The following is a 13339-nucleotide window of genomic DNA, read 5'->3' on the forward strand; positions in this document are numbered from 1 at the left end:
GAGTTAATTTAAAGAAGGCAGCTTACGTAGCTGTCTTTTTGTTTGCCTAAAAAATTGAATAATAACAACCGACTTGATAAAGACTACCCTTAAGATAAAGGGGAGTTTTTTATGGCAAAAAGATTTAAGCTTTTAGGTGATGTAGAATTAACAAAGGATTTATCACTTTTACTGATTATTGGCGGTCTGTATTCATTAAGTGTTGCTTTATCCAATACGTTTGTGAATATTTATCTCTGGAAACAAACGGGAAAGTATTCGGATATTGCCCTTTATAACCTCTCGATTGTCGTATTGCAGCCTTTAACGTTTATTCTGGCGGGAAGATGGGCTAAAAAAATCGATCGGGTGATTGTTTTAAGAATTGGTGTCATCTTTTTGTCCCTTTTCTACTTAATGGTTTTAATAACAGGAACAAAAGCTGCCACATTTTTGCTTTTATTAGGAAGTATTTTGGGGGTAGGCTATGGTTTCTATTGGCTGGCCTATAATGTGTTAACCTTTGAGATTACTGAGCCTGAGACAAGAGATTTTTTTAATGGATTTTTAGGGATTTTATCATCCATAGGTGGAATGATTGGTCCCATTGCTGCAGGCATTATTATCACCCGATTTGAAAAATTCACAGGCTATACGATCGTATTTGGATTATCTTTAGGTTTATTTGCTCTGGCAGTCTTGATGAGTTTTTCCTTGAAACCCCGTCCGGCTAAAGGGAGATATTGTTTTAAAAGGATTTTAGAGGAAAGAAAATTAAATGATAATTGGCGTCTCATTACGAATGCCCACTTTTTTCAGGGACTTAGAGAAGGGACGTTTTTATTTGTTATTTCAGTCTTCGTTTATTTATCAACCGGAAGTGAAATGGCCCTAGGGACCTTTGGTCTGCTTAATTCAGGGATATCCTTTATTGCCTATTTTTTAGCCTCCCGAATGATTAAAAAAAGCTACCGGAAAAAGGCAATTTTGATTGGCGGAATCATTCTTTATGCGGCTGTCATACTTATTGTCTGGGATTTAAGCTATGCTAAATTATTAGTTTATGCGGGAATGATTGCCATTGCTTATCCCTTATTACTTGTCCCATATATGTCAACGACCTATGATGTAATTGGGATAGGTTGGAAAGCGGCAGAAATGAGAATTGAATATATTGTTGTTAGAGAAATTTTCTTGAACTTAGGAAGAATCGTTTCTATTTTAGCATTTTTAGCGGCGGTGACTTGGTTTAACGCGGAAAGAAGCATTCCAATTTTGTTATTGTTATTGGGTGCAGGTCATACATTGATTTATTTTTTCATTAAAAGAGTACATCTGCCAGTTGCTTAGTGCGATGAGTATTTTACAATACTCATCGCATTTTTGTAGAGGATTAAAAATTGGTAAGGGTTATTCATAGAAAAAAGGAGCATTATCTAATAAAATAGAGAAGGTTATGTTAGCGTTGAAAAAAAGGAAGTGTGTGTAGACCTTGAACAATAAAAAGAAAAAGAAGACGCATGTCCCGTTCCGATTGAACATGTTATTCTTTGTTGTGTTTCTGCTCTTCTCCGTTCTAATTCTCCGTCTTGGGGAATTACAAATAGTATTTGGTGATGATTTTAAACGTGAAATTGAGCGGACCGAAGATGTAACTGTTAATAACCCGGTACCACGAGGAAAAATGTTTGACCGGAATGGAAAAGTTATTGTGGATAATACCCCATTAAATGCGATTACTTATACTAAAACTCAGAAATCAACCCAAAAGGAAATGATTGATACTGCTGAGAAATTAGCAAAATTAATAACCATGGATACTTCAAAAGTTCCGATCCGCGATAAGAAGGACTTTTGGATATTAAAGCACCCAAAAGAAGCCAAAGCAAAAATAACTAAAAAAGAATGGGATTTATTTAAAGAAAAAAAATTAGACGATAAACAAATTTATAATAAGCAGCTTGACCGAGTAACCGATGATGAAATAAATAGTATTAAAGGCGAAGAACTTGAAACACTGGCCATCTACAGACAATTTAATAGCGGTTATGCCTTGACTCCGCATATCGTGAAGAATAAAGATGTAACACCGGAGGAATTTGCAATTGTCAGCGAAAACCTGGAGAGCCTCCCAGGTGTTGATACGACCACCGACTGGGATCGTAAGTATGCTTTTGAGGATACGTTGAAATCGATCCTAGGGGATGTTTCTTCCTCCCAGTCAGGCTTGCCGAAAGAGCTTTTAGATAAATATCTTGCCCGCGATTATAGCCGGAACGACCGGGTAGGAACAAGTTATCTCGAAAAGAAATACGAAGATGTTCTCCACGGTCAAAAAGCAAAAATAAAAAATGTTACAGATAAGTCGGGCAATATATTATCAACAGAAGTGGTTTCCGAAGGGAAACGAGGAAAGGACCTTGTCCTAACCGTCAATATGGATCTCCAGCTTCAAACTGAAAAAATTATTGAAGAAGAAATGTGGAGCGCTAAGCAAAAACCGAATACCGGCCTATTAGATAGAGCCTTTGTGGTCGTCATGGATCCACATACCGGTGAAATCTTAACAATGGCTGGAAAACAAATCGGAAAAAATAAAAAAACAGGTAAAACGGAGATGCAGGATTATGCTTTGGGGAACTTTACCTCCTCTTATAATGTTGGATCGGCTGTCAAAGGTGCAACAATATTAACGGGATATAAAACTGGTGCGATTAAACCCGGAACCACTCTGGTGGATGAACCAGTAAAAATAAAGGGTACACAAGTTAAAAAATCCTGGAAAACATTTGGTACCATCAACGATTTAAGAGCACTTCAAGTTTCATCAAACGTCTATATGTTCAAAACGGCCATTGCCATTGCAGGAGGTCATTATAAGTACAATCAACCAATAGATTTAGATTATACTGCCTTTGAAACGATGCGCAGATCCTTTAGTCAATTTGGCCTTGGTTCAAGAACAGGAATTGACCTCCCTGGTGAAACTCCAGGGGTAACTGGCACTGAAAAAAAACCTGGTTTATTGATGGACTTAGCAATCGGGCAATATGATATGTATACACCATTACAGCTTGCCCAGTATGTGTCCACCATTGCGAACGGGGGAAATAGAATACAGCCGCATATCGTTAAACAAATTCGTGAACCCGTTATGGAAAATAATGAATTGGGTCCAATCATCGAAGACATCCAACCAAAAGTATTAAATCATATTGATATGAAGGATCAATGGATTAAGCGAGTTCAAGAAGGGTTTCGAATGGTTATGCAGGTTGGAGATGGTACAGCAGTTAGTTACTTTAAAAGTGCCCCGTATCACCCAGCCGGAAAAACGGGAACCGCACAGGCCTTTTATTATGGGAAGGATAGAAGCAAATGGGGAACACCTGTAATGAATTTAAGTCTTGTCAGCTTTGCCCCGTCAGATAATCCTGAAGTGGCTATTGCCGTATTGGTTCCCTGGGCCTATCAAGGGAATTCTGGCCCAAGCATCAATAACATAATTGGCCGTAGAGTATTGGATGCTTATTTTAACTTAAAGAAAACAGGGCAAGCTACCGAAAGCACTGATACTAATCAAGTTAGTCATTAATATTTATTAACACCTGTCTCCGTCAGAGACAGGTGTTTTTTTATTTATAATTTACACAATCTCAACATTGATTTACACAACCTTTACAAACCGTTAAAACCACGTTAACAGTGAGGAAGTATTCTTATACATGTAAGGCAGAACAAAAGAAGCAACTTGAACAAACCAACATTCATAGGGGGAAATAAGGAAATGAAAAATTTGAAAAAATTTGGCCTTGGTATGACCTTATCGGCATTAATGGTAATAACTGCTGCATGTGGAGGCGGAGCATCTAAAGAGAATTCCACGGGCACAGACAAAACTACTAAAACTGAAGAGACGAAAGAACTTTCCGGCTCATTAGTCATTTCTGGTTCATCTGCAATGCAGCCATTAGTGGCAGCAGCTGCTGAAGAGTTTATGGCAGAAAATCCTAAGGTAGATATCCAAGTTAATGCAGGCGGATCTGGTACAGGCTTATCACAGGTTGCTGAAGGTTCAGTTCAAATTGGTAACTCAGACGTATTCGCTGAAGAAAAAGAGGGCATCCCAGCTGATCAGCTTGTGGACCATAAAGTAGCAGTTGTAGGTATGACGGCAGCTGTTAACCCTAAAGTAGGCATTAAGGATATTAAAAAAGAAGATTTAATTAAAGTTTTCACTGGTAAAATCACGAACTGGAAAGAACTTGGCGGAAAAGACCAAAAGATCGTTCTTGTTAACCGTCCTGACTCTTCTGGTACACGTGCAGTATTCAATAAATTCGCACTTGATGGTGCAACTCCTGCAGAAGGAATCACAGAAGATTCTTCAAACACAGTAAAAAAGATTATTAACGAAACTGATGGTGCGATTGGTTACCTTGCATTCTCATATTTCACTGATGATTCTGTAACTCCACTTTCAATCGATGGTGTAGAACCAACTGATGAAAATCTACAATCTGGTAAATTCCCAGTTTGGGCTTATGAACACTCTTATACAAAGGGTGAGGCAACAGGACTTACTAAAGAGTTCCTTGATTATATGTTGTCAGATGATATTCAAAACACTTTATTAAAAGATCAAGGTTATCTTCCGGTAACGAAAATGAAAGTAGAACGTGATGCAAAAGGAAATCAAAAGGACATCTAATTAGATGGATAATTTCATTAGGGTAAGTGCGCATGGCATTTACCCTATTATGACGTATTTTAGGGGTGTTTAGTATTATGGAAAAGCTTATTCCTGCAAAAGAAAGATTGTTGAAATCCGAAAAGAAATGGATGGATGGCGAATTACGCGGGAAGATTCTTGTTATTTTATGTGCTGTGATAATGATATCAGCTACAATATCAATTACTATTTTCCTCGGTTCAAAAGGGTTACAATCCTTTATCCATAATGGTGTAAGTCTTATTGAGTTCATAACCAGTAAGCACTGGAATCCCACTAATCAAGCTAGCCCGCAATATGGGGCATTACCGTTTATCCTTGGTTCCTTTGCTGTAACGTTTGCAGCTGCACTTGTAGCTGCCCCGTTAGGAATTGGCGGCGCGATCTTTATGACAGAAATTGCTCCATCGTGGGGCAAAAAAATTTTACAGCCAGTGATTGAACTGTTAGTCGGCATTCCGTCTGTAGTTTATGGATTCATCGGGCTTACAGTATTGGTTCCTTTTATTCGTGAGCATGTAGGGGGACTCGGATTTAGTTTACTTGCTGGAACCATTGTTTTAGCAGTTATGATTTTACCGACAGTGACAACCATCGCGACAGATGCTATGAGCTCACTGCCAAAGAATTTACGTGAAGGGTCTTATGCTCTTGGGGCAACTCGCTGGCAAACAATTCGAAAAGTTTTAGTCCCTGCTGCGATGCCAAATCTGCTTACCGCCATCGTACTTGGTATGGCCAGGGCATTTGGAGAAGCATTAGCCGTACAAATGGTCATCGGTAACGTTAGAGATTTACCATCAAACATCCTTGATGCATCAGCAACCTTAACAACGATTATAACCTTAAACATGGGTCATACCACTTACGGAAGTGTCGAAAATAATACACTTTGGTCAATGGGGTTAATTTTATTAATCATGTCGTTCGCGTTTATTCTCCTCATCCGCTATTTATCATCAAGGAGGAAAATGTAATGAATAGTAAAACAGCCGATCGTATCGCTACAGGTGTATTTATAACAATTGCTATTATTATCATTTCTATATTAGTTGGCTTATTTTATTATATTTTAGTTAATGGACTTAAACATGTATCGTTAGATTTCTTAACATCGCCTTCAAGTAATGTTCGGGCAGGCGGAGGAATTCGAGACCAATTATTCAATTCGTTTTATATTTTACTCATTACGATGTTAATCGCTGTTCCGCTGGGGATTGGCGGCGGAATTTATATGGCTGAGTATGCTAAGCCGGGAAAAGTAACAGATATCATTCGTTCTTGTATTGAAGTATTAGCATCTCTTCCATCGATCGTAATCGGAATGTTTGGATTATTAATGTTTGTTAATCTAACTGGCTGGGGTTATACCATTTTGGGAGGTGCCTTAGCGCTTACTGTATTCAATCTGCCAGTCATTGTACGTGTCAGTGAGGATGCAATAAGATCTGTTCCTCGTGATTTAAAAGAGGCAAGCCTGGCACTTGGTATTACCCATTGGCATACAATTAAAACTGTTATATTACCTAGTGCTTTCCCATCTATATTAACTGGTGCGATTCTAGCTTCCGGCCGTGTGTTTGGTGAAGCAGCAGCATTATTATTTACAGCAGGCCTTTCCACTCCAAGACTTGATTATGCTAATTGGAATCCATTTTCGGAAACTTCTCCATTGAGTATTTTTAGACCGGCAGAAACCCTTGCCGTTCACATTTGGTCTGTAAATACCCAAGGATTAATTCCCGATGTTGAAGAGGTATCCAATGGTGCCGCAGCGGTTTTAGTCCTATCCGTATTAATTTTTAACCTATTGGCCCGATGGATTGGAAGCATGATTCATAAGAAAATCACAGCAACTAAATAAAGGGCGGGGAGAAAAGATGGTTACAGCGTTTAAAGATGAACCAATAACAAATCATTTTTTAGATCATAACAGTCAACAACAAAATGAACAAATTTTACAAATAAATCATTTAGAGATTTTCTATGGTGAGAAACGTGCGGTAAACGGCATAACTTTGGATATTGAAAAAAATGCGGTAACGGCACTCATTGGTCCTTCTGGATGTGGGAAATCTACCTTTTTGCGAAGTATCAATAGAATGAATGATCTTATTCCAGGGGCTAGAGCAGAAGGAGAAATTATGTATGAAAATCTCAATATTTTGTCTGACGATATAAATGTTGTTGCCTTAAGGAAGGAAATAGGCATGGTGTTTCAAAAGCCGAACCCCTTCCCAAAATCCATCTATGACAATATTACTCATGCCCTTAAGTTTGCGGGAATAAAAAAGAAAAGTGAGCTTGATGAAATTGTCGAAGAGAGTCTTCAAAAAGCAGCATTATGGGATGAAGTCAAGGACAGGCTTCATAAGTCGGCACTATCACTTTCGGGTGGACAGCAGCAGCGTCTCTGCATTGCTCGAACGATTGCGATGAAACCGACTGTCATGCTTCTGGATGAACCATCATCCGCGCTCGATCCGATTTCAAATGCTAAGGTTGAGGATTTAATTGTGGATTTAAAGAAGGACTATTCAATTATCATTGTTACACACAATATGCAGCAGGCTTCCCGGATTTCCGATAAAACTGCCTTCTTCCTAAGCGGGGATTTAATTGAATACGATGCTACTGAAAAAATCTTTACAAACCCGTCTGTTAAAAAGACAGAAGAATATATCTCTGGAAGGTTTGGATAAGGAGGAGACCGTATGTCAAGCGTAACATTAACCAGGCAGGTATTTGATATTAAAGACCTTAATTTATGGTATGGAGATCATCATGCTCTAAAGAATATTGACTTCCCGATTAATAAAAAAGAGGTAACGGCAATTATCGGACCTTCTGGCTGCGGTAAGTCTACGTTTATTAAAACATTGAACCTGATGATTAATATGGTACCAAATGTAAAAATGACGGGCGAAATTAATTTCAATGGTCAGAATGTATTAAATGAAAAAATCGATCTTGTTGACTTAAGAAAACACGTTGGAATGGTTTTCCAAAAGGGCAACCCTTTTCCACAATCTATATTTGATAATATCGCCTATGGCCCAAGGATTCATGGAATCAAACGAAAGAAAGATTTGGATGAAATCGTTACGAAATCTTTAATGGATGTGGCCCTTTGGGATGAAGTAAAGGACCGTCTCCATGCTCCGGCACTAGGGCTATCTGGGGGTCAGCAACAAAGATTGTGTATTGCACGAGCACTTGCGACAAAACCAGATGTACTGTTAATGGATGAACCGACCTCCGCCTTGGACCCAATTTCTACCTTGAAAATCGAGGAATTGATTTTAGAATTAAAAGAGAAATATACGATTGTAATTGTTACCCATAACATGCAGCAAGCTTCCAGAGTTTCAGATAAGACTGCATTCTTTTTAATGGGTGAATTAATAGAATTAGATTCTACTTCAACAATATTTTCAAATCCTAAAGATTCACGCACAGAAGGCTATATTACTGGAAGATTCGGATGATGAGGTGACGAATATGAGTACGAGAGCAAACTTTGATCAAAATTTAAAAGAGTTGAAAGCAATGCTTTTAAAGATGGCTAGTAAATCGGAGTACGCAATTAAAGAAGCAATGATTGCCCTAATTAATCAGGACATAGAGAAGGCCAAACATGTTATTAAGGCTGATAGTGAAATCAATGAATTGGAACATGAAATAAATGATAAAGCTTTGTTACTAATTGCAAGAGAATCTCCTGTTGCATCGGACCTAAGGAAAATTAATGTTGCATTGAAAGTTTCGTCTGAAGTAGAGCGAATGGCTGATATGGCTGTAAATATTGCCAAATCAGCAGTGCATATTGGGGAAGAAAAGCATATTAAAGAACTTGTTGATATTCCGAATATGATGGAAAAGGCTTTAGATATGGTTGCTGAGTCGATAACTGCTTATTATTCGGAAGATATTTCGATTGCTAAGAAATGTGCAGAAAAAGACGATGAAGTGGATAAAATGTTTGGAAGATTAATTCAAGAACTTTTGGGGTACATTCCACAAAATCCTAACTCCACGAACCAAATTATCCAATTAGCGTTTGTTTGTAGATTTTTAGAAAGAATTGCAGATCACTCTACAAATATCGCAGAGAACGTTATTTATCTCGTAACTGGTCAACGTATTGATTTGAATGCCTAAGGTGAAGCATAATGCTTCACCTTTTTTGTCGAAGTACAAGCAAAATGCGACAATTTGCGTTTATTGTCTCCATGTCTATGAGGTGTTACGATTAAATTAACAGTTATTGAATAATTTGTTTTTTTTCGCATAAAATGTAAGTTTGCAGAATGGAGGAAATCATGTTTAAAAATAATGGAACCACAAAGGATGAAAACTCCTCAACTAACCCTATGCCACAGACTTATATTCCTCAAACAGGTGAATTAAAAGCAAAGCTTGTCACACCTCGAAAACTATTTCTCTTCTGGGATTTTTCAAATGTAGCCAAAAGAGTAATTGAATTATTTTCAAACTACAGACTTGAGGAACATGTTACGGTTATTAGAATTTATGATGTTACCGATTTAATTTTCAATGGAAGAAATGCTCACCACTATTTTGAAATTACAGTTCCCTATCAAATGGGTCATTGGTTTGTAAAAGGATTGGCTGCCAATCGCTGCTATGTTGCTGAATTAGGTATTCAAATGGCGGATACTGGCTTTTTCCCGCTATTCAGGTCAAAATGCTTGCAAACTCCCATTTTTGGAATAACAGGCGAAAGTGGGCTTAATTACGACATATTACAGTTTCACCGATATGAAGAAAATCCCCCGAAATGGCTGGATTATGTAAGCACCTATAGTTATTATTTGGATGCAAAAAACATGAAGGAGAATTAATTTCACGAAGTCCATGTTTTAACGTTCAAAGCTGAAAATTTATTTAATGAAAACGATGAAATTGTACCATCAAATAATTTGTAAAAGGTGTATGCGAAATGAACTTAACAGATTCACAAAAAAATAAACCGTCTCTTGAACCTCAGGCTGCCATTGATTCACTTCAGTTTATTCCCGGTATTTGGGTTAATGGAAAATATTATTGGCTTCATAATTGTACAGAAAAAGTAATTTTTGATGAAGAATTGATTATAAAAGTAAAAAATGAACCGATTCATTCAAAAATTCGCTTTTCCAGTATTTTTGTAAGTAATCACAGTAATCATAAGAAAGAGATCAAAGTATTAGTCATGCACCATTATGCGAATATTAAACAAGACAATTTAACATTCGTGTCACCGACAGATAATAGAATTTTTCATGTTGCAGATAAAGGTATTTTTCTGGTTAATGGCAAATTTGACGAATTTGGTATGAAAGAATATACTACCATTCCACAATGGTCAGCCTATACGGACAAAATTTGGAGTTCATTGCATAAAGGCAGCTTAAAGTATCAGCCGATGACTGGGGGCCCTGCTGCTAGTATTTACGCCATTAAAATGTCATTGGGTCAGCATGAGACGAGAAAAATGAATACTTGGACAATTGCTGGATCGAGCAAAAATGAATTGATTTCAATGGAGCAAGGACTTTTAAAAAACACACTAGCATTTCCTTTTGAAAAATGATATTATAGAAAAGTCGTATGAACGAACTAGCTTAATCGTTTGGAGGGAAATAACATGCGTGTTAATATTACGTTAGCTTGCACTGAGTGTGGAGACCGTAACTATATTTCAACAAAAAATAAACGTAACAACCCAGATCGTCTTGAGCTTAAGAAATATTGCCCAAGAGAAAAGCGCACAACAGCACACCGTGAAACAAAATAAGCAGTAGGGCTTCCTGCTGCTTTTTTTGTTGTCTAAAAAATGGAGGTCACTATTGATGAATAATAAGAACTCCCTTCGTAATCAAATGAAAGAAACACTTTCAAAGCTTTCAAAACCCCTTTACGAGGATTATTCTTATAAAATTGCCATGAGGGTATATAATGAGAACGATTGGAAGCAAGCAAACGTGATTGGAATCACCGTTTCAAAACGGCCAGAAGTCGATACATATCAAATTATTCGAAAAGCTTGGGAAGAAGGAAAAACTGTTGTAATTCCCAAGTGCTATCCGAAGGAAAAAAGGTTATCATTTCGAACATTAACGAAATTTTCACAGTTAGAATCCGTTTTTTATGGCTTATACGAACCCATTGTGGAATTAACAACCGAGGTGAATCCTGCCGATATTGATCTTTTAATTGTTCCTGGCTTAGCGTTCACAAAAGAAGGTTTCCGCTTGGGCTTTGGCGGCGGTTACTACGATCGCTTATTAACAAAGTTTAATGGTAAAACCTTATCACTTGCCTTTAATGAGCAAATGATTTCACAATTTCATGTCGAGGAGCATGATATTCCTGTTTCAAAAATTGTTACTGTCGAAGAGGTCATTCACATAACGTAATGACGGCATTATTGATACTGGGGGTGATCCTTATTAGCGGTACATCGGGATATTTACTTAACTCCTTAACCAAGTCAGGTGCGATTGCGGCTATTTTGACTGGACTTGCTGTTTATATTGGTTTTGGGGTAAAGGGGCTGTTCCTGTTAGGGGCATTCTTTGCCACTTCAAGCCTTTGGTCAAAATATAAAAGTGCGGCTAAAGCTTCCATTGAAGAAAAATTAGCAAAAGGTGCTACAAGGGATTGGCGGCAGGTTGCAGCAAATGGAGGGGCCGCCGCCCTTTTTAGTATCATTTATTATTTTCAAAATGATAGTCTTTGGTTAATGGGTTTTAGCGTCTCTCTTGCAAGTGCTAATTCGGATACGTGGGCTTCTGAGATCGGAAGTTTAAGCCGAAAAAGTCCGATATACATACGAACCTTTAAGCGAATTGAAAAGGGGACCTCTGGGGCAATTAGTTTATTAGGAAGTGCAGCAGCAATTAGCGGGGCACTTTTGATCGCTATCCTTACAATGTTTTTATTTCATTTGCCTGTATATGAAGGTTTGATTATTTTTTTGTTTGGATTTTTAGGGAATGTCATTGATACTTTAGTTGGTGCCTATTATCAACAAGAATATAGATGTGTAAACTGTGGAATTCATACTGAAAAAATGGTTCACTGTGGTAAGCCTGCTACCCGCATAAAAGGGGTTCCATTCGTGGATAATGATATGGTTAATTTTCTTTCCGGTTTAATAGCTGCAATTTTAGCGATTTGGGTCATCCATCTTTCATAATAAATGGTTAACAAAATTGTAAAAGAGATAACGGTTTCATTTAATTTTTACAGTAAAAAAAGATTGTGAAATGATGTACAATCTAAGTGTAAACCAATAAAATAACCAAACCAGATTTGAAGGAGGAATTTTTATGTTAAATCGTGTAAATAGAGTGGCTCTTATTGGGACTGGGTTTGTCGGCTCAAGTTACGCATTTGCTTTATTAAACCAAGGAATTACTGAAGAGCTTGTCTTAATCGACTTAAATAAAAATAAGGCGGAGGGAGATGCAATGGATTTAAATCATGGCTTACCCTTTGCACCTTCTCGAACAAAAATCTGGTACGGCAGCTATGAGGATTGTGGGCAGGCAGATCTTGTCGTTATCACTGCAGGTGCTAATCAAAAGCCAGGGGAAACCCGGCTTGACCTGGTTGAGAAAAATACAAGAATATTTAAGGGGATTGTCGAAGAAATTATGTCATCCGGCTTTGATGGTATTTTTCTAGTGGCAACCAATCCAGTGGATATTTTAACTTATACTGTCTGGAAGTTTTCCGGGCTTCCAAAAGAACGGGTAATTGGATCAGGTACAATTTTAGATACAGCACGTTTTCGCTTTTTACTAGGAGATTATTTTGACGTTGATACAAGAAATGTCCATGCATATATTATTGGCGAGCACGGTGATACAGAACTGCCAGTTTGGAGTCACGCCGATATTGCTGGTACTTCAATCTATGAATGGACAAAGAATAAAGAAGGATTCAATCAAGAAGAGCTTGACCAAATCTTTTTAAATGTCCGGGATGCAGCCTATCATATTATTGAACGAAAAGGGGCTACTTATTATGGTATTGCCATGGGCTTAGTAAGATTGACAAAGGCAGTATTACAAAATGAAAATTCAGTTCTAACTGTTTCCGCCTATTTAGATGGTGAGTACGGAGAAAAGGATATATACATTGGAGTACCGGCTGTGGTAAACCGTAACGGAATAAGACAGATTGTCCAGCTAGATTTAAATGACGATGAAAAACAGAAATTTACGCATTCAGTAAATGTATTAAAGAAAACAATGGAGCCTGTTTTTAAAAATTTTTAATGGTTTATAATTGGATAAAAAAGTTATTATCTTCACAGAATAGTAGCAGGAGGGATGATAATGTCTCGAATGTTAACATCTATTTTAATGATAGGGTCAATTGGTTATTTTGTATTCCGTTTCCGTTATCGTTTGATTAATGTCTTGTTAGGCTCTAGCTGGATGCGAAGAATTGCGGTTGGTTCTATTATGAGTTTTCCAGGTGTGAAACGAAAAATGATGCAATCGGTGTTTGGAGGACCATCTGAATGGTGAAAACCACAGATGGTTTTTTTTATATTAATGGACCGTGTTCATTTCGTTTATAATGAAGAAATAGAGGTTGATAGAAAGTTGG

The 13339-nt window shown here is 37.5% G+C and carries 15 protein-coding genes; all 15 read left to right on the forward strand.

What is annotated here, in order from left to right; genetic code table 11:
* The first annotated feature begins 111 nt into the window (after positions 1 to 111).
* The 15 genes from LC455_RS12890 to LC455_RS12960 all read left to right on the forward strand — a co-directional run bounded on the left by LC455_RS12890 (position 112) and on the right by LC455_RS12960 (position 13257).
* Positions 112 to 1329, forward strand: a complete 1218-nt coding sequence (locus LC455_RS12890) for an MFS transporter (RefSeq protein WP_223591362.1) — start codon at positions 112 to 114, stop codon at positions 1327 to 1329.
* A gap of 190 nt (positions 1330 to 1519) precedes the next feature.
* The gene (locus LC455_RS12895; RefSeq protein WP_223591653.1) at positions 1520 to 3574 is read left to right on the forward strand and encodes a peptidoglycan D,D-transpeptidase FtsI family protein; all 2055 of its coding nucleotides are present in this window, start codon (positions 1520 to 1522) and stop codon (positions 3572 to 3574) included.
* A 192-nt stretch (positions 3575 to 3766) separates the two neighbouring features.
* The gene (locus tag LC455_RS12900) at positions 3767 to 4690 is read left to right on the forward strand and encodes a phosphate ABC transporter substrate-binding protein (RefSeq protein ID WP_223591363.1); all 924 of its coding nucleotides are present in this window, start codon (positions 3767 to 3769) and stop codon (positions 4688 to 4690) included.
* 77 nt (positions 4691 to 4767) lie between these two features.
* Positions 4768 to 5688: a phosphate ABC transporter permease subunit PstC gene (gene pstC, locus LC455_RS12905; protein ID WP_440446395.1), complete on the forward strand. Its 921-nt coding sequence runs from the start codon at positions 4768 to 4770 to the stop codon at positions 5686 to 5688.
* Positions 5688 to 6575, forward strand: coding sequence for a phosphate ABC transporter permease PstA (gene pstA, locus LC455_RS12910; protein ID WP_223591364.1), 888 nt, complete (start codon positions 5688 to 5690; stop codon positions 6573 to 6575). The genes pstC and pstA overlap by 1 nt, the downstream gene beginning before the upstream one ends.
* Positions 6576 to 6591: 16 nt before the next feature.
* A complete protein-coding gene (gene pstB, locus LC455_RS12915; RefSeq protein ID WP_263297769.1) occupies positions 6592 to 7413 on the forward strand; it encodes a phosphate ABC transporter ATP-binding protein PstB in 822 nt (273 codons plus the stop codon).
* 12 nt (positions 7414 to 7425) lie between these two features.
* Positions 7426 to 8199 carry a phosphate ABC transporter ATP-binding protein PstB gene (pstB, locus tag LC455_RS12920; RefSeq protein ID WP_223591365.1) on the forward strand — a complete coding sequence of 258 codons (774 nt, stop codon included), beginning with the start codon at positions 7426 to 7428 and terminating at the stop codon, positions 8197 to 8199.
* Positions 8200 to 8212: 13 nt separating this feature from the next.
* Complete coding sequence (phoU, locus tag LC455_RS12925; protein WP_223591367.1) at positions 8213 to 8872, forward strand: phosphate signaling complex protein PhoU; 660 nt, start codon at positions 8213 to 8215, stop codon at positions 8870 to 8872.
* Positions 8873 to 9033: 161 nt separating this feature from the next.
* Positions 9034 to 9576, forward strand: coding sequence for a DUF4912 domain-containing protein (locus LC455_RS12930; protein WP_223591369.1), 543 nt, complete (start codon positions 9034 to 9036; stop codon positions 9574 to 9576).
* A 98-nt stretch (positions 9577 to 9674) separates the two neighbouring features.
* Entirely contained in the window at positions 9675 to 10307 is a 633-nt protein-coding gene (locus LC455_RS12935) for a hypothetical protein (protein ID WP_223591371.1), read from the forward strand.
* A gap of 54 nt (positions 10308 to 10361) precedes the next feature.
* A complete protein-coding gene (gene rpmG, locus LC455_RS12940) occupies positions 10362 to 10511 on the forward strand; it encodes a 50S ribosomal protein L33 (protein WP_015594975.1) in 150 nt (49 codons plus the stop codon).
* Between the two features lie 55 nt (positions 10512 to 10566).
* Positions 10567 to 11133, forward strand: a complete 567-nt coding sequence (locus LC455_RS12945; RefSeq protein ID WP_223591373.1) for a 5-formyltetrahydrofolate cyclo-ligase — start codon at positions 10567 to 10569, stop codon at positions 11131 to 11133.
* Complete coding sequence (locus LC455_RS12950) at positions 11133 to 11915, forward strand: DUF92 domain-containing protein (protein WP_223591375.1); 783 nt, start codon at positions 11133 to 11135, stop codon at positions 11913 to 11915. The genes LC455_RS12945 and LC455_RS12950 overlap by 1 nt, the downstream gene beginning before the upstream one ends.
* 133 nt (positions 11916 to 12048) lie before the next feature.
* Positions 12049 to 13002 (forward strand): L-lactate dehydrogenase, encoded by a 954-nt coding sequence (locus LC455_RS12955; protein WP_223591377.1) that lies wholly within the window; start codon positions 12049 to 12051, stop codon positions 13000 to 13002.
* Positions 13003 to 13062: 60 nt separating this feature from the next.
* Positions 13063 to 13257: a hypothetical protein gene (locus LC455_RS12960; protein WP_223591379.1), complete on the forward strand. Its 195-nt coding sequence runs from the start codon at positions 13063 to 13065 to the stop codon at positions 13255 to 13257.
* Positions 13258 to 13339: the final 82 nt, after the last annotated feature.

Source organism: Neobacillus bataviensis (assembly GCF_019969725.1).